Annotated in this window: 23 protein-coding genes; 11 read left to right on the top strand and 12 right to left on the bottom strand. The window is 46.2% G+C overall.

What is annotated here, in order from left to right; all coding sequences use genetic code 11:
• Positions 1 to 277 precede the first annotated feature (277 nt).
• The 4 genes from Q1A18_RS07930 to Q1A18_RS07945 all read left to right on the top strand — a co-directional run bounded on the left by Q1A18_RS07930 (position 278) and on the right by Q1A18_RS07945 (position 5,085).
• The gene (locus Q1A18_RS07930; RefSeq protein WP_299578407.1) at positions 278 to 1,201 is read left to right on the top strand and encodes a TIM barrel protein; all 924 of its coding nucleotides are present in this window, start codon (positions 278 to 280) and stop codon (positions 1,199 to 1,201) included.
• A 264-nt stretch (positions 1,202 to 1,465) separates the two neighbouring features.
• Positions 1,466 to 2,902, top strand: coding sequence for an asparagine--tRNA ligase (asnS, locus tag Q1A18_RS07935; RefSeq protein WP_299578408.1), 1,437 nt, complete (start codon positions 1,466 to 1,468; stop codon positions 2,900 to 2,902).
• A gap of 122 nt (positions 2,903 to 3,024) precedes the next feature.
• Entirely contained in the window at positions 3,025 to 4,464 is a 1,440-nt protein-coding gene (rpoN, locus tag Q1A18_RS07940) for an RNA polymerase factor sigma-54 (RefSeq protein WP_299578409.1), read from the top strand.
• A 9-nt stretch (positions 4,465 to 4,473) separates the two neighbouring features.
• A complete protein-coding gene (locus Q1A18_RS07945; protein WP_299578410.1) occupies positions 4,474 to 5,085 on the top strand; it encodes a phosphatase PAP2 family protein in 612 nt (203 codons plus the stop codon).
• On the opposite strand, the gene Q1A18_RS07950 is transcribed toward Q1A18_RS07945, so the two are convergent.
• From Q1A18_RS07950 to Q1A18_RS07960, 3 genes are all read right to left on the bottom strand, one after another.
• Positions 5,072 to 5,485: an SPOR domain-containing protein gene (locus Q1A18_RS07950; RefSeq protein WP_299578411.1), complete on the bottom strand. Its 414-nt coding sequence runs from the start codon at positions 5,483 to 5,485 to the stop codon at positions 5,072 to 5,074. The genes Q1A18_RS07945 and Q1A18_RS07950 overlap by 14 nt on opposite strands.
• Positions 5,486 to 5,555: 70 nt before the next feature.
• A complete protein-coding gene (locus Q1A18_RS07955; RefSeq protein ID WP_299578412.1) occupies positions 5,556 to 6,257 on the bottom strand; it encodes a response regulator transcription factor in 702 nt (233 codons plus the stop codon).
• Positions 6,258 to 6,351: 94 nt separating this feature from the next.
• Positions 6,352 to 7,386, bottom strand: a complete 1,035-nt coding sequence (locus Q1A18_RS07960; RefSeq protein WP_299578413.1) for an ATP-binding protein — start codon at positions 7,384 to 7,386, stop codon at positions 6,352 to 6,354.
• 153 nt (positions 7,387 to 7,539) lie between these two features.
• Here Q1A18_RS07960 and Q1A18_RS07965 point away from each other — a divergent pair, with 153 nt between their 5' ends.
• Positions 7,540 to 9,783 (top strand): inorganic phosphate transporter, encoded by a 2,244-nt coding sequence (locus Q1A18_RS07965; RefSeq protein ID WP_299578414.1) that lies wholly within the window; start codon positions 7,540 to 7,542, stop codon positions 9,781 to 9,783.
• Positions 9,784 to 9,929: 146 nt separating this feature from the next.
• Here the strand turns inward: Q1A18_RS07965 and Q1A18_RS07970 are convergent, their stop codons facing one another.
• Complete coding sequence (locus Q1A18_RS07970) at positions 9,930 to 10,301, bottom strand: hypothetical protein (protein ID WP_299578415.1); 372 nt, start codon at positions 10,299 to 10,301, stop codon at positions 9,930 to 9,932.
• 265 nt (positions 10,302 to 10,566) lie between these two features.
• On the opposite strand from Q1A18_RS07970, the gene Q1A18_RS07975 reads away from it, so the two are divergent.
• The 3 genes from Q1A18_RS07975 (at position 10,567) to Q1A18_RS07985 (ending at position 14,412) form a co-directional block, all read left to right on the top strand.
• A complete protein-coding gene (locus Q1A18_RS07975) occupies positions 10,567 to 11,022 on the top strand; it encodes a helix-turn-helix domain-containing protein (protein ID WP_299578416.1) in 456 nt (151 codons plus the stop codon).
• Between the two features lie 36 nt (positions 11,023 to 11,058).
• Positions 11,059 to 11,925, top strand: a complete 867-nt coding sequence (locus Q1A18_RS07980) for a LytTR family DNA-binding domain-containing protein (protein ID WP_299578417.1) — start codon at positions 11,059 to 11,061, stop codon at positions 11,923 to 11,925.
• A 156-nt stretch (positions 11,926 to 12,081) separates the two neighbouring features.
• Entirely contained in the window at positions 12,082 to 14,412 is a 2,331-nt protein-coding gene (locus Q1A18_RS07985) for a TonB-dependent receptor (protein ID WP_299578418.1), read from the top strand.
• An 81-nt stretch (positions 14,413 to 14,493) separates the two neighbouring features.
• Here the strand turns inward: Q1A18_RS07985 and Q1A18_RS07990 are convergent, their stop codons facing one another.
• The 7 genes from Q1A18_RS07990 to Q1A18_RS08020 form a co-directional block, all read right to left on the bottom strand.
• Positions 14,494 to 17,097, bottom strand: a complete 2,604-nt coding sequence (locus Q1A18_RS07990) for a TonB-dependent receptor plug domain-containing protein (protein ID WP_299578419.1) — start codon at positions 17,095 to 17,097, stop codon at positions 14,494 to 14,496.
• Complete coding sequence (locus Q1A18_RS07995) at positions 17,094 to 17,960, bottom strand: FecR family protein (RefSeq protein ID WP_299578420.1); 867 nt, start codon at positions 17,958 to 17,960, stop codon at positions 17,094 to 17,096. The genes Q1A18_RS07990 and Q1A18_RS07995 overlap by 4 nt, the downstream gene beginning before the upstream one ends.
• 3 nt (positions 17,961 to 17,963) lie before the next feature.
• Complete coding sequence (locus Q1A18_RS08000; protein ID WP_299578421.1) at positions 17,964 to 18,518, bottom strand: sigma-70 family RNA polymerase sigma factor; 555 nt, start codon at positions 18,516 to 18,518, stop codon at positions 17,964 to 17,966.
• 124 nt (positions 18,519 to 18,642) lie between these two features.
• The gene (locus Q1A18_RS08005) at positions 18,643 to 20,115 is read right to left on the bottom strand and encodes a DUF3570 domain-containing protein (RefSeq protein WP_299578422.1); all 1,473 of its coding nucleotides are present in this window, start codon (positions 20,113 to 20,115) and stop codon (positions 18,643 to 18,645) included.
• 6 nt (positions 20,116 to 20,121) lie between these two features.
• On the bottom strand, positions 20,122 to 20,370 hold the full coding sequence (locus tag Q1A18_RS08010) for a DUF4266 domain-containing protein (RefSeq protein ID WP_299578423.1): 249 nt from the start codon (positions 20,368 to 20,370) through the stop codon (positions 20,122 to 20,124).
• Complete coding sequence (locus Q1A18_RS08015) at positions 20,333 to 21,346, bottom strand: FAD:protein FMN transferase (protein WP_299578424.1); 1,014 nt, start codon at positions 21,344 to 21,346, stop codon at positions 20,333 to 20,335. Before Q1A18_RS08015 ends, Q1A18_RS08010 begins: the two co-directional genes overlap by 38 nt.
• A complete protein-coding gene (locus Q1A18_RS08020) occupies positions 21,347 to 21,790 on the bottom strand; it encodes a thioredoxin family protein (RefSeq protein ID WP_299578425.1) in 444 nt (147 codons plus the stop codon).
• Between the two features lie 218 nt (positions 21,791 to 22,008).
• Here Q1A18_RS08020 and Q1A18_RS08025 point away from each other — a divergent pair, with 218 nt between their 5' ends.
• Together Q1A18_RS08025 and Q1A18_RS08030 are read left to right on the top strand one after the other, a co-directional pair.
• Entirely contained in the window at positions 22,009 to 22,503 is a 495-nt protein-coding gene (locus Q1A18_RS08025) for a helix-hairpin-helix domain-containing protein (RefSeq protein WP_299578426.1), read from the top strand.
• A 162-nt stretch (positions 22,504 to 22,665) separates the two neighbouring features.
• Positions 22,666 to 23,169 carry a DUF6252 family protein gene (locus tag Q1A18_RS08030; protein WP_299578427.1) on the top strand — a complete coding sequence of 168 codons (504 nt, stop codon included), beginning with the start codon at positions 22,666 to 22,668 and terminating at the stop codon, positions 23,167 to 23,169.
• A gap of 521 nt (positions 23,170 to 23,690) precedes the next feature.
• On the opposite strand, the gene Q1A18_RS08035 is transcribed toward Q1A18_RS08030, so the two are convergent.
• On the bottom strand, positions 23,691 to 24,428 hold the full coding sequence (locus Q1A18_RS08035; protein WP_299578428.1) for a DUF6261 family protein: 738 nt from the start codon (positions 24,426 to 24,428) through the stop codon (positions 23,691 to 23,693).
• 599 nt (positions 24,429 to 25,027) lie between these two features.
• Between Q1A18_RS08035 and Q1A18_RS08040 the strand changes: the two genes are divergently transcribed.
• The gene (locus Q1A18_RS08040; RefSeq protein ID WP_299578429.1) at positions 25,028 to 25,918 is read left to right on the top strand and encodes a metallophosphoesterase; all 891 of its coding nucleotides are present in this window, start codon (positions 25,028 to 25,030) and stop codon (positions 25,916 to 25,918) included.
• The last annotated feature ends 171 nt before the right edge of the window (positions 25,919 to 26,089 follow it).

Genomic DNA, 26,089 nt, shown 5'->3' on the forward strand with positions numbered 1-26,089 from the left:
ATCATTGTTCAAATCCTGATCAGGGTCCGGCAAAACTTATTCTCAATTTTCAAGAAGTATTACTTCATTCAAAAAACCATAGTCTGCATTCTATCAAACCACTTATACTTTTTACAAAACTACTAGCTTCTTTCCCAAAACTAAATCTATCTTTACCAAGGATCCTATTCCACAAAGGAATAGAACTAAACGAAATTAGCTGAAAGGACTCGTAAAATCTACTTGTAATCTGCAAGAAATAAAGCTATTTTTGAGTTCTCACTAAACCAAACACAACATGAAACGACGTAATTTTATAAAAAACACGGCCATCGGAGGCTTTGCTGCCACAGGATTAGTTTCAGGGCTTTCGGCCACCGCTTCAACTTCAAAAGAGTCAAACTCCGCTCAGTTTAAACTGAAATATGCTCCCGGACTGGGAACCTTTAAAGAACTTGCCGGCAATGATCCCATTGACCAGATAAAATTTATGCACGACCAAGGCTTTCGCGCCATTTTCGACAATGGGCTGATGCACAAAGATCCGGCGCTGCAGGAAAAAATTGCCAACGAACTGGCCCGGTTGGGGATGGATTTAGGTCCGTTCGTTTTGTATGCCGATTTTAGCGTGAAATCGTTTGTTACGCAAGATCCGGAGATCAAAGAAATGCTGAAAAACAAAATGAAGGAAGGTCTGGAATGCGCCAAACGAACCAACGCCAAAACCGCGCTGGTGGTTCCCGGACGCTTTGCCGACAACCTGGAATGGGATTACCAAACCGCCAACGTCATTGACAACATGCGCATGTGCTGCGACATCGTTGAACCTGATGGTCTGACACTGGTTTTGGAACCCCTGAATGCCTGGAAAGACCATCCCGGATTATTCCTCACCAAAATTCCGCAAACACACATGATTTGCCAGGCCGTTAACAGCCCAAGCTGTAAACTGGTGAACGACTTATACCACCAACAAATTACCGAAGGCAACCTGATCCCCAATATCGACAAAGCGTGGGATTCCATCGCTGCTTTCCACATTGGCGACAACCCGGGCCGCAAAGAACCAGGCACCGGCGAAATCAATTTTGTGAATGTCTTTAAACACATCCATAGCAAAGGCTACGATGGAGTACTATGCTGCGAGCACGGCCGCAGCCTGCCCGGCAAAGAAGGCGAACTGGCCTTCATAGAAGCTTACCGCAAAGCAGATAATTTTTAAGTGAAAAAGATAAAACCCAAGCAAGAAAGCCTTCCAATTTTGGAGGGCTTTTGCTTTCTATACCAAATCATGCGGCAATATCTGCCGGCGATCCGCTTTTGATATTTGTGGCTCCTCACTTGTTTTTTGATCACAATCCATCTGGCTTAGAACTTTTCCAAGGGGCAATTCATGTTTTTCAACAGAAAAATGTACTTTTGCTGTTCAATTTTAAATCCTGAAAGTCAGGGATAACACCAAAATCTGCAAAAAAGGAAAAACAACATGAAACGACTGAAAATTAAAGAAGTATTGACTGGCGGCCAAGTGGGTCAGCAAGTGTTGGTAAAAGGATGGGTACGAACCAAGCGCGGCAGTAAGAATGTCAATTTTATCGCCCTGAATGACGGATCAACCATCAATAATTTGCAGGTTGTTGCTGATGTTGAAAAGTTTGGTGAAGAATTATTGCATAACATCAATACCAGCGCCGCACTGGGCATTACCGGTGAGTTGGTTGAATCAATGGGAAGCGGACAAGCCTTAGAACTGGTGGCTTCGGAAATTACGATTTACGGAAAATCCGATCCGGAAAAATACCCCATTCAACCCAAAAAACACAGCCTGGAGTTTTTACGTGAAAACGCTCACCTCCGCTTTCGTACGGCTACTTTTAGTGCCGTTTTTCGCATTCGTCATGCCATGGCTTTTGCCATTCATAAATATTTCAACGACAAAGGCTTTTATTATTTGCATACCCCAATCATCACAGCTTCGGATGCTGAAGGCGCCGGACAAATGTTTCGGGTATCCACCCTGCCTGCCGTTGAGCCTCCTTTAAATGAAGAAGGGGAAATTGACTATACCCAAGATTTTTTCGGACGTCCGACCAACCTGACCGTTTCGGGCCAGCTGGAAGGCGAGCTGGGAGCAACTGCTTTGGGTGAAGTGTACACTTTTGGCCCCACTTTCCGTGCTGAAAACTCAAACACCACCCGCCACCTGGCCGAGTTCTGGATGATTGAGCCGGAAATGGCATTTTACGAGCTGAAGGACAACATGGATCTGGCTGAAGACTTCCTGAAGTACCTGATTCGTTATGCCCTGGACAACTGCATGGACGACCTGAAGTTTTTGAGCAACCGCCTGCAGCAAGAAGAAAAAAACAAACCACAGGATCAGCGTTCCATGGAGTTGATTGAAAAGCTTCAGTTTGTATTGGAGAATGATTTCATCCGCTGCACGTACACCGAAGCCATTGACATTCTGCGCAATTCCAAGCCATTCAAAAAAGGCAAATTCCAATATCCGGTAGAATGGGGCATCGACCTGCAAAGCGAGCACGAACGTTACCTGGTTGAAAAGCATTTCAAGAAACCCGTCATTCTTATTGACTATCCAAAGGATATCAAGGCTTTCTACATGAAGCAGAACGATGATGGCAAAACCGTGGCCGCCATGGATGTATTGTTCCCTCAAATCGGGGAAATCATCGGTGGATCAGAGCGCGAATCCGACTACGACAAGCTGGTTAAGCGCATGGAGGAAATGGATGTTCCAACTGATGAAATGTGGTGGTACCTCGACACCCGCCGCTTCGGAACCGTGCCTCACGCTGGTTTCGGCTTAGGCTTCGAACGCTTTATTTTATTTGCTACCGGCATGGGAAATATTCGCGACGTCATTGCCTTTCCACGGACACCCAAAAATGCTGAGTTCTAAACGAAAGAATTATTCATTGATAATAAATCAAAGAGGCTGTCCGCAAAGGATGGCCTCTTTTTGATTACAAAGCTTATATTTGTTATCCCGATAAAAGTTAACTTTGAAGAAAATAGGATAGTATGCCATCTCAGAAATTAAGTTTACAGCAAAAACTGTTACAAAAGCTTTCACCTCAGCAGATTCAGGTGATTAAGCTTTTGGAGATCCCTACTATTCAGCTCGAACAGCGCATCAAAAAAGAGATTGAAGAAAATCCGGTTCTGGAATTGATTGATGACGAACCCATTGATCATAGCGAAGACACGGATAGCAATGACAGTGATGAATTTTCGCTGGAAGATTACATGGACGAAGACGATATTCCAAGCTATAAGCTGAATGCCAATAACTATTCGAAAGACGACAAACAAGTCGATATTCCATTCAGTACCGGAACCAGCTTTTATGAATCGCTGACCGAGCAGTTGGGTTTAACAGAATTAACTGACCAGCAGAAAATGCTGGCACAATATATCATTGGCAACATTGATGAAGACGGCTATTTGCGCCGCGATTTAATGTCCATTAGCGATGACCTGGCCTTTACGCTCAACATGAACGTAAGCGAACGGGAGCTGGTAGAAATTCTTGAAGTCATTCAGGATTTTGACCCGGCTGGAGTTGGTGCGCGTACGCTGCAGGAATGCTTGTTGCTGCAAATTCAACGTAAAAAAGGCAATGACTCCACCTGCCTGGCATCACGCATCCTTCAGCACAGTTTTGACGAGTTTACCAAAAAGCACTACGACAAGATCATTCACAAGTACGAAGTTACCGAGGAAGAGCTAAAAGAGGCCTTGAATGAGATTCTGAAGCTGAATCCCAAGCCCGGTGGCTCGATGAACAATCCGCATAACCGCTCGAACCAGGTTATTGTGCCCGATTTTACGCTGGACAATGTGGACGGTGAACTTATCCTGTCGCTGAACCAACGCAACGTCCCCGACCTGCGTATGAACAATTCCTACCTGGACATGCTGAAAGGCTATTCCAGCAACCGGAAAAGTGCCTCGAAAAACCAGAAGGAGGCCGTCCAGTTTGTCAAGCAAAAACTGGATTCGGCCAAATGGTTTATCGATGCCATCAAGCAGCGCCAGCAAACCTTGCTGTTAACCATGTCGGAGATTATTGAGTTTCAAAAAGAATACTTCAAGGAAGGCGATGAAACCAAGCTTCGCCCCATGATTTTGAAAGATATTGCCGACCGCACCGAACTGGATATTTCCACCATTTCGAGGGTGTCGAACAGCAAGTACATTCAAACTCACTTCGGGATCTACCCGCTTAAATATTTCTTTTCCGAAGGTATGCAAAAGGACACAGGCGAGGAAGTTTCCACCCGGGAAATCAAAAAAATTCTAGAAGAATGTATTGAGAAGGAAGACAAACGGAAACCCTTGACGGATGATCGTCTGGCCAAGATTTTAAAAGAAAAGTCGTACCCAATCGCCCGACGAACCGTTGCCAAATACCGCGAGCAGTTGGGCATTCCGGTAGCCCGGTTAAGAAAAGAACTCTAAAAACAACGCATGAAGATTAATCAACGCATTGCCCAGTTATTATCGCTGCTGTTTCATCCGCTACTGATTCCGACCTATGGTTTTCTGTTGCTGATGAACTCCGACTTTTATTTTGCCATGCTTAGCTTTGAAGCGAAAAAACTACTCTTGCTGATTATCTTCATGAGTACCTTTTTGCTCCCTTTGATCAGCCTGGGCATCCTGTCGTTTAACAAACGATTCAACCTAAAAATGGATAAGAGTACCGACCGAGTGATTCCTCTTCTATTTACTGCGGTTTATTTTTACATGGGGTATTTTTACCTGGGTAAGCTACAGGTTTATCCCATCTACCGCATTTTCATGCTATCCACCATCCTCATTATCATTCTGCTTTTACTGATCTCCATGAAATGGAAAATCAGTGCCCATATGGCGGGCATAGGCGGACTGATTGGAGCCGTACTGGCTTTGTCTTTTCGCCTGGGAATGAACAGTTCTTTTCTTCTGATTGGATTGATCAGCACGGCCGGCCTGATCGGAAGTTCGCGCTTGCTACTCAACAAGCATAATCCGATTCAGATTTATGCCGGGTTCTTTCTGGGATTTGCAATTAACTACCTGGTGATTATTTTTCTATAACCATAATCCAGGCGTCTTTAAGGTCCTCCTCCTGACGAAGTACCTCCAACGCACTTTGCGCTAAATCGAAATCGTTGAATGATTGTAAAGCCAGGCGGTAATAGCCATCTTCATTGCGCATAATAACGGCAGATTTGTAGCCTTGTTGCTGGTACTTCTTATTCCAGCTTTCGGCAAATTCCTTGACCGTATAGGTATCGGCAATCAAAAAGTATTTATCGTCCAGGTTAACCCCCATATCCACTTCAGGAACGGGTTCCGGCTCTGGTTCAACCACTTCAGCCACCTGTACTGTATCCTGCGGTGCTACTTCAACCTGTAGCTCTTCTTTTTTCTCTTTGGTTTTACAGGCTACCAATACCACTAAAACTATTAATACGAATAGATTTTTTGATTTCATATCCAACGTGCTTTTAAACAAAGGTAAGGAAAGAAATAAAAAAATCCCTTATAAACTAAGGGATTAATGGCTATTCAACAAATTTATAACCAATACCTTTTAAGGTCTTAATATGATCATTACCGATCTTCTCGCGAAGCTTCCGAATATGCACATCGATGGTCCGGTCACCAACCACCACATTATCACCCCAAACCGAATAATAAATCTCTTCGCGGGTAAATACTTTCCCGGGTTTGGAAACCAAAAGTGAGAGCAGTTCAAACTCTTTGCGGGGAAGAATCATTTCCACACCATTCGTGTTAATCAGGTAGCGTTCCTTGTCGATAACCAGGTTACCAATGGTAATGGTGGTTGAACTTTCAACAGTCTGCTCCGGAGCAATTCCGCCACCAGTGCGTTTCAGCAAAGCCTTTACCCGGCTAACCAGTACTTTCGGACGAATAGGCTTGGTGATGTAATCATCGGCTCCGGCCTCGAAACCGGCAATCTGCGAGTAATCTTCACCACGTGCTGTTAAAAAGGCGATAACCACATTGGGCAGGGTCGGGATTTTCCGGATTTCTTCGCAGGCGGCAATACCGTCCATTTCCGGCATCATCACATCCAGAATAATCAGATCAGGTGTTTTCTTCTCGGCCAGCTTAATGGCTTCTACACCATTTTGTGCCGTGTAAACCTTGTAGCCTTCTTTTTCGAGGTTGTAACTAATGAATTCCAGAATGTCGACCTCATCATCGACCAATAAAATTTTGTATTTCGTATCACTCATAGTTGGTAGCTTTAACCGCCGCTAAAGTAGACCTATAGCGTAAATAGATTGTTAATTATACTTTAAACTTGAAAACCAAGGGAAATTACTACTTTCATTTGGCTTTTTCAAGGGTGAAGGTAAAAGTTGTTCCTTCATCAACTGCAGACTTAACATTAATCGTTTGCTCGTGCGCTTCAATAATGTGTTTCACAATGGAAAGTCCCAAGCCGGTTCCTCCCTGCTCGCGCGAACGGGATTTGTCTGCCCGGTAGAACCGCTCAAAGATACGTGACAAATGTTTATTATCAATTCCAAGGCCATTGTCTGCCACTTCAACCATCAGACTCTGCTTCAGGTCGTAAAAGGAGATTTTCACAAACCCTTTTCGCTTCCCGTACTTAATTCCATTCACCACCAGGTTGGTCATCACCTCCATGATCCGCTTTTTGTCAGCAAGCACCTTTACCGGTTTTTCAGGTCGGTTAAACTGCAGTTGAATCTTGCGTTCCGAAGCCATCATTTGCTCCATTTCCAGCACATCATCAACCAAACGCACCAAATCAAAAACTTCCAGTTTCAGTTTCAACTCTCCGGACTCCAGCTTGGTAATGGACTCCAGATCTTCAACAATAGAAATCATCCGATCGATGCTTTTTTCGGTTCGCTTGAGGTATAGCTTGTTTACTTTCGGATCATCAATTCCGCCTTCAAGCAAGGTAAGAATATACCCCTGGATGTTGAAAATCGGGGTTTTCAATTCGTGCGACACATTCCCGACAAAGTCTTTACGGTAGCGTTCGAGGTCTTTCAAACGGGTAATTTCGCGGGTTTGATTTTTGGCCCATTCTTCCACTTCAATCCGGGCACGGGAAACCAAATCAACCCGGTCATCCTGATTTTTGATTTTTTTCCCTTCGATAGGGATTTTTCGGATAATCTTATAAATCGGCTCAATGCGGTTGTCCACATATTCACGCATGATGTAAACAATCAGCGCATAAATGATCCCGAAATACAGAAGCGACAGTGCCAGAAAAACCCAGTGGGAAATGGTTAACACTGAGAAGGCAATGACAAAAACAACCGTTAAAACGGTTAAAACCAATCCCAAATAGAAAGCCAACTTTTGTGGCGAATAAGTCTTCATAAAATCAACTGTTTTGTGGCTAATTTATAATAAAATTTTGCTTGTATTCTCATTAATAGTAAATTGACGGTTCGTTAACATTTATTTAACGTCCCAGATGCAGTGGAAAAATTGTTAGCGTTATTTTTGCCTCCGTCAATCATACTAAAAAAAATGGAACAATTTTACCTTATTCTTGTTGTCGTACTTTTTGCCCTGGCAATATCTGATTTAATCGTCGGAGTAAGTAACGACGCGGTTAACTTTCTGAATTCTGCAATTGGATCAAAAGCCGCCCCCAAATGGATCATCTTTGCTGTTGCCAGTGTGGGAGTTTTGGTCGGCTCAACGTTTTCAAGCGGAATGATGGAAGTAGCCCGGAAAGGGATTTTTCATCCCGACATGTTTTTCTTCTCCGAAATCATGATCATTTTCATGGCCGTCATGATTACCGATGTGATTCTTTTGGATTTATTCAACACCCTGGGTCTACCCACCTCAACAACGGTATCGATTGTTTTCGAGCTTTTGGGAGCAGCCGTCGCCGTTTCGGTGGTGAAACTCAACCAAGCCGGACAATCCATCGCCGAACTACACAAGTACATCAACTCGGAAAAAGCCCTGGCGATCATCACAGGTATTTTGCTCTCCGTTTTTATTGCCTTCCTTGTCGGAGCAGTGGTTCAATACATTGCGCGGGTCATTTTCTCGTTCAAACATCATAAAACACTCAAGTATTACGGGTCGCTCTTTGGAGGTGTGGCAATTGCAGCCATGACTTACTTCATGATCATTAAAGGAGCCAAAGGCGCTTCATTCATGTCGGAAACAACCGTTGATTACCTGAAAAACAACATCACCAATATTCTGCTGTACAGTTTCATTGGCTGGACAATTCTGTTACAACTGCTGTACTGGGTGTTCAAAATCGATATCCCGAAAGTCATTGTGCTGGTGGGTACTTTTGGTCTGGCTATGGCCTTTGCCGGGAACGACCTGGTTAACTTTATCGGCGTTCCGCTGGCCGGTTTCTCTTCGTTTAAAGCCTGGGCTGCCAGTGGTGGCATGTCGGCTGACTCATTCGAAATGGGGATGCTGAGTGGTGCCGTTCCTACACCAACCTATATGTTGGCCATTGCTGGTTTCATCATGATTATCACCCTGATTACCTCACGTAAAGCACGTTCGGTTGTCGCCACTTCGGTTGACCTTTCGCGGCAAAGTGAAGGCGAAGAGCGTTTTGCCTCATCGGCCTTTTCACGCGCCATGGTACGCAGCACCATGTCGATCAACAAAGCCCTTCGGAAGATTACTCCCAAGATCGTCATCGACAGTTTGGACAAGCGCTTTGAACCCAACACGGAAGAGTATTCCAAATACAAAGAAAAAGACCGCCCGGCTTTTGATAAGATCAGAGCATCCGTGAACCTGGTGGTTGCCGGTATTCTGATTTCCATCGGAACCTCATACAAATTGCCTTTATCAACCACCTACGTCACCTTTATGGTGGCTATGGGAACCTCGCTGGCCGACCGCGCCTGGGATCGTGAAAGTGCTGTTTACCGGATCTCCGGAGTTTTCACGGTTATTGGAGGCTGGTTTATGACGGCCTTGGTTGCCTTTACCGTTGCCTGCTTCATCGCCTGGATCATTTCAATCAGCGGCAATTTCATGATCTTTGTCTTCATCATTGTGGCCATGATCATGGTCGGACGCACTTACCTGCTGTTTAAAAAACGCGCCAAGGAAGAAGAGGAAGAAGAGGAAGAAGAGATTGAGTTATCAGACCGGATTATTGAAAAAACCAAAAAGCAAGTGTTCAACACCATCCTGAACGCCAACCAGGTTTATTCCATCAGTATTGACAGCTTTATCAAGGAAGACCGGACTCACCTGAAAGAATCACTGGATCTTAACAAGAAATTCCTGAAAAAGGTCAAGAAAGCGAAAGACAAGGTATTCCCAACCATCCAAACACTTCAGCAGGAATCCATGGAAAGCGGACATTGCTATGTTCAGATTGTGGATTACCAGCGCGAGGTTTCACACTCGTTGAAGTTCCTGGTTGAACCGTTGTACAAGCACCTGAGCAATAACCACAAGCCATTCATTGAAATTCAGCTGGAGGAAATGACAGAGCTGATCAACCAGGTAGACGAGTTCTTCAACTTGGCCCTGCATCTGGTGAAGGAAGATCAATACGAGAAGTTTGAGGAAGTTTTGGTGAAGAAAGAAACACTGACTGATATGCTGACTCAGCTGGAGAAAAAGCAGATCAAGCGGATCAAAGGCAAAGACGTGAGCACACGTAATTCGCTGCTGTTCTTCAACATCATTAAGGAGACCAAAAACCTGATTCTGCATTCGATCAACTTAATCAAATCGCAACGCGACTTTGTGGAATTGAGCAAACGATAGATACTACCACTATAAAAATGAAAGCCGGACAACAATTGTCTGGCTTTTTTTATGTCTTACTGCCAAGGATTTTCCCTCGGCAAAGTCCGTATCCTGAACAGGGATGTACGCCCGAAATCCGATCGCGCTTCAGCCCAAATTGAGGCTTAACTTTTACTGCTGAAATAACGGCGGAATAAGACCTTTTTCAGGTCGCGGAAGATAATCTGATGGGCAATTACCTCTACCTGGTTGTAACGCGGAAAATCGAGCTGTGTGCGCGCAATATCACGATCCGAAATATCGACCTGATACAGGATCGACATCAGCAGGTCGGAGTTGCTGATCAGCAAGGAATCAATCTGCTCCACCAGCTGCTGGTGCAACTCATGGTAAGCCTCATCAATGTGCCCCGAAAAGTGAATTTCGACCCCAAACAGCCCGAAATCCTTCATAATTTGGGCAATGGTATCGAGAATGATGTCTTCGCGGTTCAGAAAAACATCCACATTGGTATGGGTGATATTGGGCAGATTCATGGTTTCCGTTGTTTTAAGACACGAAAGGTAGGAATTTTCAAAGAAGAAAACCAAGTCCGGCCTGAACACGCCCGCTTGAAGGAGTGGGTGGTTCTGATCCTTCCATAGATTTTATCACAAAGAACACATTCCTAAAGTGTGCAAAGTGTGATTTTAGGACCTGTTACATTTTCCTAAAATATAGGTCTTTTGATTTTAGGGAAATGTTGAAATTCATAAAAAATAGGCGTAAATTGAGCACAAGAACAGAGCAAATCACACCATTATGTCCCTGAAATACACGCCCATTCTCCCGCAAATGGTTTACGCCGGACTGGCAGAAGACCTGAGCGCAAAAGCCCCGGTTCTTGCAGAAATGCTGCGCGAGAACCACCCCAGCGGCAACAGTTACATGGATTTGTTTGCCGAGCTGATTCGAAAGCATGGGAAAAAGCCGGCTAAAGGTTATGCCCGCTTGCTGGGAGCCGACCCGCGCCAGTTCGATGGAGCAATCCGGTGCATGTCGGGCATCAGTTCGCACGAATGGATGAATGAATATTTGCGGCTGGTGGCTTGCGATTTGCTGGAACACACCCAACTCCCGTTTAAAGCCATCGGGAAAGTTATGGGCTTTTCGTCGAGCAGTTTTACGCAATTCTTCCAGGCTTATCAGCACATGCAACCCTACCGCTTCCGCAGCCTCAAACAACAGAACCGGAACCGGGGCTATCATTTTCCTTAAAACGCACAAACGAAACCAATGTCAAACCAACACACTATGGAAAAAAGGATGCAAACCATCAAAGAGCTATTTGTTCGGCCCTTTCCACAAAACCTGCTCATTCGGAAACCCGTTTGGGGAGCCTTGTTGTTTTTGATGGTGCTGTTTGTGTTTGTGGTCGCCTATCGCCCGCTCCAGGTGCACGAAACAGCCTTACTCAGCTTTAAACTGACGGTGCTGGCCTATTGCGTCCTTATTGCCACAGCCGAGCTGCTGGTGGCCAGTGCAATTGCGCAGACCAATGGCTTTTCGCCCAAAGGCAACTGGACGGTTAGCTCCGAACTTCTTGCTGTGGCTCTTCTCCTTTTGGGCATTGGGATTTCCACGTATTTTGCCGGCTTTGTCATGGAACCCGCCAGCTCGCGATGGAACTGGCCAACCTTTTTCGACTCCTTTTCCCGCGCCGTTTTAGTTGGGTTGGTTCCGGTGCTCCTGCCCTCCTTGTTCAACATTCGCTATGCCTTTGCCCAGGAAACCTTTCAAAGCTATGAGCTTCGGGATCAGGCAAACGACAGCCAGGAGACGCTGATACAAATTGAGTCGAAGGCCAAAAAGGAGCATCTGGAGTTTTACCCCCACGAATTTCTGTTTGCCGAGTCACAAGGGAACTACGTCGTTTTTCACCTGATCAAGCCGGATGGCCCCGTCGCTGTCAGCATTCGGAATTCCATCAGCGACATTGAAACGCAGCTTGCATCCATCCCCCATTTTATGCGGACACACCGCGCTTTCATTGTCAATCTCAAGCAAATTACCTCCCGCACAGGGAATGCGTTGGGCTATCGCCTATCGCTGGCCAATTGCACCCATATTGTTCCGGTTTCGCGGCAAAATGCCCGCCAGTTTGAGCAAGCCATGCTGTAAAATAACTCCCACTCCCCATCCCCAAAAGCTTGCTTCCCCAACCACTTTTCAAGGCGACTTTGTCATCTGTCCCAATTCCTAGCTATCGGTCACAATAACTTGCAGAGCAGGCGTTCTCCGGCTTTTCTTTGTGTAAAAATCCAAAATCTCACAGTCATGAAAAGCTTCATCAAATACGTACTAACGAGCCTTTTGCTATTCCTCTCCATGGCCCTTTTTGCTCAAAGCACTTCCACAATCTCCGGAAGCATTCTCGAAGCCGAAAGCCATCAGCCCATCCCTTTTGCGACCCTTCGGTTGATGAATGTTTCCGGCAGTACACCGCAATTGCTGGCAGGAACCATTAGCAATGAGCAAGGCACTTTTGCCATCAGCCAGGTGCCCAATGGCAACTACCAGCTACTGGTCAGTTCCGTGGGCTATGGAAAGGCCCATAAAACCTTTGAAATAGCCAGTCCCACAGCGATCGAGGCCGGGCCCATTTACCTTCGGGATTCCTTACTGTTTATTGCCGAAGCGGTGGTGGTAGCCGACCGCATTCAAGGTAAATCAGCCACAGATAAAACCATTTACTTCGTGAACAACAAAATGCTGTCGGCCACAGGAAATGCGCCAGAACTGTTGAGACAGCTTCCCGGAGTACGGGTCGACCTCAAGCAAAACATTTCGATTAACGGACAATCAAACATCCTCCTTTTTGTGGATGGAAAAGAGCGCGACAAAAGCTATCTCAGCCAACTTAACCCGTCGAGTATCGACAAGATTGAGGTGCTGGATACGCCTCCTTCCAACTACGAGGGAAATGTGTCAGGCGTGATCAATATCGTTCTGAAAAAAGAGCAACTTCGTGGTTTTAGCGGACGACTGTTTTCTGAAATTCCCCTTTCGTCCAAGGTGGTTTACCTGTTTCCGACCTACCAATTCAACTACAGCCACAACAAAATCAACCTGTACACGTCGTACAATGGCGAGATTAATTCCGAAGATATTGATGAGAAAATTAACCGCCAAATTATTGGTAACAAATCCCTTACCGAGCTGTCCTCCGTTCAGCATGTGCGACAGAAAAACCGGTCGCACAAATTTCACTATGGGCTGGATTACCACCTCAGCCCCAAGGATGTTTTCAACCTTTACGGCTTTATCAATCCCTATTCCTATGAGCAAGATGGCGATGTTGTCTCACAAGCAAGCGGAAGTGCGGATTGGGAAGCCCAGAAAGAAGAAAGCGACAAGAACCTCAGTCAACTGAATTCTCTTTACTACAAACGCTTGTTTCGCGCTGAAGGACGTGCACTGATGGTGGATCTGAGCCACGCCCACAGCCGTTCGGAAAATACGGTAAGCTACCGAACCAATACCGGGCACCAAACCAATGCCGAAACCCCCAGGCAATCAAGCGTTGTGCTGAAGGTTGATTTTACCAACCCGCTCAAGCAGCACCTGCAATGGGACACCGGCCTCAAGCTTAAAACCCGGGCGATGCACGACCAAACATCGGATCGTTTTTCGTATCAGGAGCACGTTTACGCTTTGTATAGCACGCTAAGCTACCAACGACCCAAGTTTGATGTAAAACTCGGTCTGCGGGCCGAAAATGCAGAAACAAAGCTCAACGACGATCAGCACCGGTCATCCTTTTCCTTGCTGCCCTATGTAGCCTGCCATTACCCCCTAAACCAGCACAGCAACCTTTATGTATCGTACCGCCGTTCGGTCAATCGCCCATCGGTTTATTCGCTTAATCCCTCAGTTAATCAAGACGATCCGTACACCATCCGTAAAGGCAATCCACGGCTAGAGCCGGAGTTCCGCAGCCAAGTGCAGTTTAAGTATACCAGGCGTTTCAATAGTAACTCCCTCTCGGCTCAGTTGTTTTACGAAACACAATCCAACGCCATCAACCAGCTGACCTACTTAGACGACACGAGTTTATTCGTCAAACAGGTAGAAAACCTTGGCGACATTCACCAATATGGCCTGCAACTAAGTGGGGCACTCCAATTTGGGATGGTCTCCATCAATCCATCCTTTCGTTTGTACCGGCTAAGCACTGCCGGAAACAGTACGGCAAAACAATTCGATATCGCCAACAAAAACAAGCTGGTACTTGAATCAAGCATTTCCTCCATTCTATCTTTCAAAAAGGACTTTGCCTTGTCAGCGATTTTTCAATGCGCTACGGCCCGCGAAAACATTCAGGACAATGCTTTTTATGAACCGCTTTACTTTATCTCGCTGGACAAAACATTTCATAAAAAGCTGAAAATAGGGATCGTCAGTCCCTTGCCTTTTGCCAAATCCTTTGTTTACCAGGGCTCCGAAATTCAGGCTTCCAGATTCACCAGCAAGTATACCGGCAACCTAACGTTACCCACCATTCCGTTGATGTTTCGGATCAGCTATCAGTTTAAGAGCGGCAAAAACAGGCATAACTTAAACCGGGAAAAAGAGGCGATTGATACGCGCCCCAAACAAGGCTTCTGAAGCCTTTAACAAACTAATTGTGGGGATAGCAGAAACCCAAAAGTCCGGATAAAGCCCCATACTAAGCCGTCCCCATATCTTCTAAAAGGCCAGCTTCAGAAATAAGATGGGCATGAGTGGCATGGCATCGGTATAAATCTTAAAGGTTCCCAGCTCCTCGTTAATTTTCACATTGGTGAGGTAGCCCCGAATAACATTTCGGGTATCGAGCAAGTTGAGCACCGACAAGCCCGTTTCGCCGCGCACCTGTTTCCAGTTGAACCGGTAGGTGACCGCCGCATCCAGACGCTTGTAGTGAACCGGTTTCCCGGCTTGTTTTTGAAGAATGTACAGGCCCGACCCATACACGTAGTTAGCCGACAAATAGAATTGGTTTAAGTTGTACAAACCGGCCAGTTTCAACTCATGACGCTGGTCGTGCGGAGCCGCTTGGTAGGCGCTCAAAGCCTCCGGTTCGTAGGCCAGGCGCTCGCGGGTTTCGCTTAGCGTATAAGCTCCCCAAATGGCATGTTTGCCGAAATCCTTTTTCAGGTAAACATCAAGTCCGTAGGCTTTGGAATCGCCCCGGTACAGGTAGTAATCTTCCCTTGGGTTAGTGCCAACAAGCCGGCTCTCCTGCCGGTAGCGCGACAAATTATCGGTGGTTTTGTAATAAGCTTCCACGCTCATCGTCAAGTCCGGCTTCGAAAAGTTAATCCCCGCGCTCCCGTGCATGGCATGCAAAATCCCGGAATGCTCATCACCAGTCGTCCACAGATAGGTATAATTGTCGTCGCGGTCAACATAAGCCGTTTTGTAAATAAACTGGTTGTAAATTCCCCACGAACCGTTGATTTTAAGGCTTTCACTGAGTTGATAGGTCAGGTTCATCCGCGGCTCCATTAAAAGCTTATTTTTCATTTTATTGAGCCGCAACCCGGTTCGTAGAGTCAGCCGTCCCATCAAGGGTAAGTTATCTTGTACAAACAGAAAAAAGCGTTGATTCTTAAAGTTTACATGCGAGTCGGCAAGCTGAGGATCCTCATACAAGTTGCTGTTTTCAACAAACCCTTCGTTGGCAAAAAAACCACCGCCAAACTCCAGCTGGTGGGCTCCGGCAATGGTCACGCTGTTTTCCAGCCGAACAGCGCTTTCGCGGGCTTCATTCTCAATCTCAATCCAGTCGCGGTTATAAACCTCTCCATCGTCCAGGTTATCGGCTTCAATTAAATCAAGAATACTTTGGCGAAAGTTGGAATGCGCCAAAACCAAACGCGAGCGATTTCCATTAGCCCAGTCCCGGCTGTAATACAGGGAAGTACCCAGTTGCCGGTTCTCTTCCTGGCTCGAAAATAAAACCTCCAGCGAAGTCTCTTGCTCCTCATCCTCTTCTTCATCGTAATGGGTTTCTACCAGGCGGTTGGCCATACTCAGGCTAAAATCGTCCCCGCCATAATACGCGCTTACGCCCAGCTGGTCATTCGCACTGATGTTCGCGGTATATTTCACATTGAAGTCGCGAAACTGGTACCGGTCGGGAAACACGCTGACACTGGCAATTTCTCCTTCCTCATAGGTTCGTCCGGCATTATCTTGCTTCCCGTGAATCTTCAGTCCAAACAGGTTGAAATCATTGTGACTATACGGATTGTAATAGGTTTGGCGATAGGCCACAATAAGCGACGAATGGTCGCCAACAGGTAGTTCGGCCATGCCATTCAAGGTCATCGGGTTAATGTTAAACTGAAAGCCCGGCTTTTGAGGGTTTCCGGTCTTCCCCTGAATATTGACCAAACCTCCAACCCGGTTGCCATAACGCGCTTCGTAGCCTCCCTTATACACCTCAATGTTTTTAACCAGAAATGGATTGATCAGGCTGATGTTGGTGTTGAACTCCTTCAAGCCAAACAGGGTGAAGTCATCAAACGAGATTTGGCTTTGTCCTTCATAGCTTCCCCAAATGTACAAATCCACGGTTTGCTCATTCGAAGCCTGAATGCCAGGCATCAGCTTCAGCAGGTTAAAAACGGCGTTGTCGCCCTGCCCCGCCAGAAACCGGGAGATGCTGTGATTCAACTTCATGTTGCCCGACTTTTCGCCAACAATGGCTGCCTTTTCAACCACGTTGTTTTCTACTCTGACTTCCGGTAAATGCTTAAACGAAGGAATCAGCTCAATATGCTGGTTAATGCCCGGTTTCAGCAGGGTATCCAACACATAATAGCCCAAATGCGAAACCTTCAACCGCACCAGACTGTCTCCGCTGGTGGTGTAGTTAAACGAGCCGTTAACATCGGCAAAGAGTTGTTGCTGATTGATGGCTAGTGCTGAAAAAGGCAAGGGCTCCCCGGTTTTTGCTTCCACAATCTGCCCGGAGACGGGTCGCCTTTCCGGCGGCTCGCTTGCTTTTGACCGATCGGAAAGAATGATAAACACCTGCCGCGACTTTTTCAGTCGCAAGGGCAAACCTTCCAGTAGTCCGCGCAAAGCGTCTTCCTGATTCGGATAGCTTTCGGAAAGAGAAATCGTGTAAGTGGCCAGTTCGCTGGCATTGTAGGAAAGCAAAAAGCCATACCGATCACGCAGCTGGACCAAAACCTCGGTCAGCTGCTGGTTATCTGCCTCAATAACGATGGGTTGGTTTTGCGCCCACACGGCAAGGCTCGAAATCAAAAAAAGGCTTCCGATGATTAAAATACGTTTCATTCATTCGCCTGCGTAATGAAATACAAGGTAGGTGATTTTCTGCTGTATTTCAAACCAACGGCAGGACACACATACTCCAGTATGTTTTCAACGTCCTCTTCTTTTGTGAAATTGCCGGTATACAGAATCTTCGCTTGAATGGTTGACTGGATGGTCACTTTATACTGGCGTTCTATTTCTTCAAAAACTTCCTGAATGGGGGTTTCGGTAAACACAAAAACATGCTCGCGCCACGATATTTCGGGGTAGGTTTCAATATTTTCGCGGACTTCTATTTTGCCGTCAGGCTGAACAACAGCCTGGCTTCCCGGCATTAAAACAACCTTTTGCCTTTGCCTGGAGCGCACCCCAACACGTCCGCTCAAACAGGTAACCCGGTAGTTGCTGCCCCGCGCCAGGATGTTGAAGCTGGTTCCCAAAACCGTTGTCCTTCCCTGCAACGAACGAACAACAAAGCTCCGGCCTTTTTGAACCTCAAAGAAAGCTTCCCCGTCGAGGGTTACAATGCGTTTAAACGACCACCAATAAGGATAGTACCTCAGGCTGGAACCGGCATTCAGCTCCACGGTTGAGCCATCGGGCAAATCCACCAATTGATGTGTTCCGGCCGAAACATCCACGCTAATGGCATAAAACCGAAGCAAGCTTCCCAAGCCAACGATGAGCAACAAGCTGGCGGCTACAGCCACCCAACGTCGGCTCAAACGAAACGACCGGCCAGCAGCTTTACGGTCAAGTTGCCTGTTCAGCTCGGCCAGTACTTCAGCCTCACTCTTTTTCCAGCGGAAGGTTCCTCCGGCAAAAAAAGCCTGGCTCTGCCTGTCAATCGCTTTCAGTTTGATATGTTCCTTATTGTCTTTCACGGTTCAATGTTTCAATCTGCGGAAAAAACAACTATTCAGAATCAGCAAAACAATATTGGTCAACTGATCCTTCAACTGCTGCTTGAGGTGCTCCAGCGCCTGGCTCATCCGCTTTTCAATGGCTTTAACGCTCAAGCCCAGCTGTTCAGCAATTTCCCGGTACTTCAGCTCATCAATGCGATTCATCAGAAATACCACCCGTTGTTTTTCCGGCATACTTTTTAAAGCTTCTTCATAGGCTTTCTTCAATTCCTCGTAATTCAGCTGATCTTCCGGTGTAGGAGCATGTTCCCGGGGCACAAACGTATTGAAGAAGTTGAAAGCCAGTTTTTCCTTGTGGTACTTTGTAATGTAGCGGTCTGACGCTATTTTCAGCAGCAAACCTTTCACCGTCTCCAGTCTGATCTCTTCCCGCTTTTCCCAAAGCCGCAGAAAAGTGTCCTGCGCAATATCGGTGGCTACCTCCTCATTGCCTGAGCGGTAAAACACGTATCGCCTGACTTCTTCAAAATACGTGTGGAATAAAAAATTGAAATCTTCTCTGGTCAATGGCTGCATATTTTCACATCACAACCAAAGATAAATGAAAATACCTTGCCTCCTCACGCCAACCAATTTTTTCAGACCAACGGATTAGAACGCTGTTTATAATTTATCCTGACGAAGGGCCGGAAACCCTACCCTATTCAAAAACATACTTCAAGCCAAAAGAAACAATGTTGGCTTTCAGTCCATCGCTGCGGTCGTAATGACTAAAGCGCAGGTTGACATTCTTCAGGCCCAGATTAAACAGTTTGGGCTTCGAAAAAATGTTGGTGTAGCTCAGCCCAATTCCATACTGGTTACTTTGAAAGTCGGCTAAATCGTAGTCCGAGGTGTAATACTGCTCGGTAGAAACATGCGTTTCGAACGGGGCAAAATAGGTAGCCGCTGTCTGCTCATAGTACCGGTAAGTAGGTGTTAGCGTGAAGCTGGGCGACAAACTGACGGGCAATTCCACACTTCCGGTATGCGCCGTAATTCCCCAATCATCGGTGTAATAGCGGTAATAGGTTCGTAGCTTGAAGGTTTGGCTCAGGTAGTAATTGATGCGGGCACCAAAGGGTATTTTCAGGCGGGTGTCAGGCAGGCGCTCCACCTCATCGGCCAGGCGAAAAACACCGGTATTTTCACGGCTGGTGTAAACCGGAATATCGCTGGCATTGCCGATGTAATAATTGGGTCGATCGGCAAAATAGATGCGGTGATAAGGCGTGGACAACAGTCCTTCCTGGTAAATCAGATCAACAAAGAAAGAGGCCTGCAAACGTCGGCTGAAAATTTGTGATAGGCCCAGCGAGGCCGAATACGAATTGCGCTTTTTAGCATCCCATTCGGAGAACAGGTTAGGCAAATAGGCCGTTGTTGGGTTGCCTTGTTCGTTCAGCACCGTCATCCCTTCAAAATAGCCCGAGTTCAGAAAATTACTCCCGTACTGGCTGTACTCGTGCAGCTCTGTGGGGTAAATGGGGTTCCAGGCATCCAGGTAAACCTGTGTTTTTAAGCTCAGCTCCGTGTTTTTCTCCGCAAAAAGCCGGGCGACACTACCGCCAAATCCCAGCGAATGGTAATCGTATTCTTTCGACACAGAACCATGCAAGCCTAAAATCCAGTTACGATCGTCGGAGCTGTGACTGTAAGCCAGGCTGACACTGGCCAGCACATCGGATTTGGAAGCGCCGGACGAAGCCAGCCAGGGTGTCCCCACCGCGGCACCGGATGTCCCCGGGCGAAAGTCATCTTCATCATCCCCCTCGTAATCATCTTCATCTTCTTCGTCATCTCCTCCGCGGCCTGAAGCGCCGGTACTGTTGAACGGATTGATGTTACTGGAAGAGGCTGACGTGTAAGCCGACAAGCCCGCATCAATCGTCAAAACATCATTGTCATTCAAGGGGAGCGTAATCACAATCGTTGGCGTCACATCATCCAGCGACTCATCGCCAATGCCTCCCCCAACAGCCGAATGATCGCCATCCTGCTGGTAGTAGCTCATCAAAAGTTCAATTTCCGGTGTTTCCAGCACCCTTTTTTGATACGAATTGGGACTGGTCGATTGCGCTTTCCCAAAATGAACGAGAAACATCAAGATCAATAAAAGCAGTATTCTTTTCATAGTTGATTAATTACATCCACATCCTCCACCTGTTTTTCCGCCATTGGCTCCTGCTGCGGCTTCGCGATACACCTGAAAATTCAACTCAAACCGCTGATCACTGGCAGCACTCAGCTTCATATTCGGGTCGTTGATGTACACTTTCTCGTACTCTTTTACTGCCACGCATGAGCTCAATGCCAACATCGCCAAACCAATCAGCAACACATGCTTCAGGCTATTTCTGCCGCGCTGCAATCTCCATTTCCTGTTCATTCTTCTTGATATTTTTTGAATAGTACACTTTCCCCTGATCATCCACCAGGATGCATTCAATACCGGCCAGCTGGTTAACCAGGTTGATTCCAGCCTCAATCCCCATTACAAAAACCGAAGTAGCCAAGGCATCGGCCAACTCAGCCTTGGGCGCAAAAATGCTGACACTCACCAGCCCGGATGCCGGATACCCTGTTCGGGGATCAATGATGTGCGCATAACGCTTGCCCTTGAGTAGCACGAACTTTTCGTAATCGCCCGAGGTGACCACGGCACTGTTCTCAATTGGAAACCAGGCAAAAACCCGGTTCTTATTCATCGGATTGGTGATTCCCACCAGCCAGGGAGTGCCATCCAGCCTTTGCCCCCAGCAGTTGAGATCGCCCGAAGCATTGATCATACCGGCCACCACGCCTTTTTCCATCAACAGCGCCTTGGCCCGATCGGCTGAATAGCCTTTCCCGATGGCGCCGAAGCCAATTTTCATGCCTGGCAACTTCAAAAAAACGGTTTGCTCAGCCCGGTTAAGCACAATGTTTTCGTAGCCCACCTTAGCCACAGACTGCCGGATGATTTCCTCCGCCGGCATTTCCTGCAGGCTTCCATCGAACGTCCAGATGCGATCCATGGCTGCATACGAAATGTCGAAGGCCCCATCCGTAATCTTCGAGATTTGCAGGGCCCGTTCAATCAGTTGAAAAAGCTCCTGATCAACTTTCACCGGGGCAATGCCTGCATTCCTATTCACTTCGGAAGTTTGGGAAGCTGCATCCCACGAAGAGATGCTTTTTTCAATGCGGCTGATCTCGGCCACCGCCAGATCAATATAGCGGTCACCTTCGGCCTGACTGGCGGCCACCACTGAGATTTCGTAGCGCGAGCCCATCAGTTTCAGCGTGCGCATAACCGTTTCCGAAGCAAACGTGTTGAAAGAAAGACTTACCAGAATTAAAGCTGAAATGAATCGTACCATCATTTATTTTTCTAGTTCAACCAAGTGTTTGATGTACTCCGACGGAGAGACATTTTTATAGCCGGTCTGGCCAAGCACCTCTCCTTGGTGATCCAACACCAGCACCAGCGGGAAAAAGCCATTCGGATTGTACTTTTCAGCCAACTGCTCGTTGTAGGCTTGTTGTTCGTCGCTCAGCCTGTTTTTCTTTTGTTTCAGAAAGTCGGCCCGCAGCAACACAAAATGATCTTCCGAGAAGGTTTTAAACTCGTCGGAACTCCAAATAAACTTCTCCAGTTTCATACATGGAATACACCAGTCGGAACCGGAAAAAACCAATAAAATGTTCTGCTTTGTTGCTGCGGCTTCTGATTTAGCCACATCCAGGTTGGCTAACCATTCCTTGGCCAGAACGGAGGGGATAAGTGCTGCCCAAAGTAAGATGAGCATTCCAATTTTTTTAGTCATAGTACCAAATTTTAAGATGAAGACTTTCCGGCGAAAGTCCGATTTCTAAGCTGTTCTTTCATTGTATCCTGAGCAAACAGCCTGTACCCTACTTTTTTTCTTAAAAAAATGAGGGTAGCCTTGAAAACCTCTAAAATCGGCGCAGTCGGAGCCCTTTGGATTTTTTGTAACTTAGAAATCCGAATGAAGGCAAGAACATCAACCAAGATTTACAGAACATGAAAGCCAAGTCCACCATCAAACTACCATTGCTTGAAGCCGAAAAAGCCGCACTCAAAGCGCATAAAGTACGCTTGGGTGAACTTCTTAATTTTGCCGTAGATGAGCTGGAAGTTTTACTGGACACCAGCCCCGAACGTGCCCGGGAAATTCATGCTTTGGCCGAGTTCCAGAGCATCCCTTCGGTTGGCCCCAGGTTTGCCGAAGACTTGGTTTTCCTGGGCTACTACGCCATCGATGAGCTGAAGGGCCTGGATGGCGCCCAATTGACCGATGCCTACGAGCTTCAAAAAGGCTTCTGGACCGATCCCTGCGTGGAAGATCAGTTTCGCCTGGTGGTGCACTATGCCAACACCCACGACGCAACCAAAAAGTGGTGGGACTTTACCAACGAACGCAAAGCCTACCGCCTGGAGCACGGTTATCCTGCCAACCGCCCCGCCACCCCCTGGCACGAGGTTTTGCCAATTCGATCAGGAAAAGCACGCAAATGATTTTCGGATTCTCAGGTTGCTGGAAATCTGGATGACTGGGCTTGAAGAGCCAGGATGAAATGGATTAGTCTATTTGAATGCGGTTATCATTAATAAAACGGACTAACGACGCAACCCTAAATCGCTTGAATTCATCATAGTTGAAACAACAACCTACTCGTAATGAAAAAGAAATGCATTCTACTTTACATTTTGATCGGCTTTTCCTTGCTATCATGCGAAAAAGACGATGACAAGTTCACGACAGATTCTCCATTTTACGCCTTAAAGGATAATCGCCAATGGATTTCAACAAGCAGTTGGGCCAACTATTCCCTAACGAATGAAAAAATGGTGATTGCGGGCTCAAAAAGGGATTCTGAATATTATCAGGATGAACAATTACACCTTAGCTTTAAAACAACTGACATTTCAGAATCCAATACCGTAACAGACTTTTACGCCAGATGGGATTTTGTTATTGGAGGAGATGCCATCGGAGATAGCTATATAATCGACTCTAACTACAATAACCTGATTACAATCAACTCATTTGACACGGATAAGAAAAAGATCAGCGGAACATTTGAACTAAGGTTGGTGAGAGACGAAAACAGATCTGATGCCGGAGAAAAAATGTATTATAAAAACGGATTTTTCAGCCTGGATTATAACGAAAGTGAATAAGATTCACTACCGCACGATTTCACCCTATATCCTGATTCTCAAATTGCTGGATGTTTGGATTGCTGGATTTGAAGAACCAAGATTCTGAAACAAGTTCAGAATGGCGCTTTGCTTGGGGCGGTTCGCTTGGCCTACGAGGTTTTTGAGCTAGAAAACAAGGGATGGAATATGCGCAGGGACTCGCTAAGAAAACCCCGCTCTTAACCGCAAAGGCACAAAGAAAGGAACTCAGAAACTGGGATTTCGATGCAAGGCCACCCCTTAGCCGCCTTGCCATTTTTTGACTCCGGCCGAGCCTCAGCTAAGCCCAAACCAATTAAAGGCACCCCAGCTGACCCGCTACCGCACGATTGTATCGTGTGGTATTTCCTGCTAAGCTTGACCACGCGATATAACCGCAAAGGCGCGAAGAAAGCGCAAAGCAAGGATGCAAGCCTGCGAAAGCAGCGATCACAAAAAACAAACCCACCAGTGAGAACCGGCGGGTTTATTTTCATCGAAAATGAGGATATTTCACCTTATTAGTTCGGACTTAAGGCTTCTTCTTTCGGATTTCGGCGGGCTAACATATTCGCGTAGTAATTTCTTCCGGCGTTGATTAAATCCAGGGCCTCTTCAAACAACGGACTGCCCAGGGCCTTAGCCATTGCCAACACGTAATTGCAGAAATCCCGATAGGTTTGAAAGGTTTCCCGGCGGATGGTCTTCATATCGTAATCTTCCGTTTGGGCTTCGGTTTGAATACGCTGACCAAACAACACTTTAAAAGCTTCATTGTCGGCCCTTAAACGCTCAACATAGCGCTCCATGTTTAGGGTACTCACATGCGCCGCAGCCGTTGGTTCTTCTAAATCGCTGATCAATTTGTCAATGGCAATCGTTTCGGCTTCGTAATTCAGGTTGGGCAAATTTTTAAAGTTTTTGAAAATCAGGTTCAGGCTACGGCTGGCAGCCACTTCCTCCGGGTCGTCCGAAAGCGCATAAAGGGCCAAACATCGCCGGCAGGCCTGGTTCGACTTATCCCGTTTGGTATCGGCATTGGCAATATTCAGGGTTATTTCACTCGCCCTGATCTGTGCCATGGCCTTCTCGAACAAATCACTATGATCACTTAACTTACTCATGTAGTTGTTAAATGGCTCATCGGTCATCAGAGCCTGATCAATCGTTCCCAAATCGGCTAAATGCCGGTTAACTAATTGGCCTGCTTCCAGGTTCGAAAGCGCAGAAACGCGCAAAGACTCAAGAAAATGTTTCATCGCTAGGTCGTTTTATGTTTATAATTAACTACAAGTTATGACCTTCTGATGAAATAAAAAACATTTCTACTGATAAATTGCCATTTTTAAGCTGCCTTTTCGACTGAAAATCAAGCCAAACACCCGATGCAAGGCCACCACTTGGGCGCCATGCCATTTTTTGAATCCGGCCGAGCCTCAGCTAAGCCCAAACCAATTAAAGGCACCCCGGCTGAGCCTCAGCTGAGCAGAACTGAAACAAAAACAAGCTGGCTGAGCCTCAGCTAAGCAGAACCGGAACAAAAACAGCCCGGCTGAGCCTCAGCTGAACAGAACTCAATAAAAAACAAGCCAGCTGAGCCTCGGCTGAGCAGAACTGAACCTCAGGCAACTTTTCTGAGCCTCAGCCAGCACCCCAAAAAATGAAAATGACTCAAAAACTTTTGAAAAAGTGAGCTTATGAGCAACTTGTTTTTGCTAACTTGCCCCATGCTGACGTCGAACCAGGTTGTGAAGCGCTACTTACTCGCCTTAAGCAGCCGAGGCAATTACACGCGGTAGCAAAAACTGCAAACGTAATACACGATATACCGAATCATTAATAAACACCTCATACACCAATGAAAGATTTCTCATTTTACCTGGTATCGGTACTCATCCTTCTCAGTTCTTGTTCAAAAAAAGAACCCGTTCTAAAAATTGGTCTGGTCGCTGACCCGCAATATGCCAATAAACCAACAGCAGGAAAAAGGTATTATAGGGAATCCTTATGGAAACTGGAAGAAGCCATTGACACCTTTAATTATCACAAGGTTGACTTTGTTCAAAACCTTGGAGATATTATAGATACAGAATGGGAAAGTTTTGATTCCATTTTATCTGTCTACGATAAACTTACCCCTGGTATTGAAAACTACCATCTTCTGGGAAATCATGATTTTGATATTGATTCAACTCATTTGAACGGTTTACTTGAAAGGTTATCAATGCCAAACTATTATTACTCCTATTCAAAAGAAGGTTACAGATTTATCGTGCTGGACGCTACTGATTATTCATACTATTCAAATTTGCTGCATCATCACGATATCAATCAAATAGATTCCTATTTGGATAAAACCCAAGGAAAATCAAATAATCACCGTTGGAACAGTGCAATCGGAAAAGACCAGCAAAGCTGGCTTAAACAGGAATTGGATGCTGCAAAATCATTGAATCAACAGGTGATTCTCTTTTCGCATTTGCCACTAAAGCCGGAGGATGATCCGCATAACCTATGGAATGATGATGAAATTATCAACCTCATCGAGAAGAGTTCGAATGTTGTAGCCTATATTAATGGACACAATCATGCCGGAGGCTATGAATTCAAAAATGGGATACACTACATTACGATATCCGGAATGGTAGACACCAGGGTTAGCTCTTATGCAATACTTGAAATTCACCAAGACAGTATCGTATTACAAGGCTATGGAAATCAAAAAACGATACATTTGAATAAGGAGTAACTGTCTTTGATTAGTCGAATAGACGCCTGCTAGCATACAGAAGGGCCTTTCCGCAATCTTCCCCAATACTGCGCGACCATCCAATAACTCGCTGGCAGATTCTGAAACAAGTTCAGCATGACGCTTCGAGTCGGGCGGTTCGGTTGGCCTACGAGGCTTTTGAAACAGAAA

The sequence above is a fragment of the uncultured Sunxiuqinia sp. genome (assembly GCF_947495665.1).
Lineage (GTDB): Bacteria > Bacteroidota > Bacteroidia > Bacteroidales > Prolixibacteraceae > Sunxiuqinia > Sunxiuqinia rutila.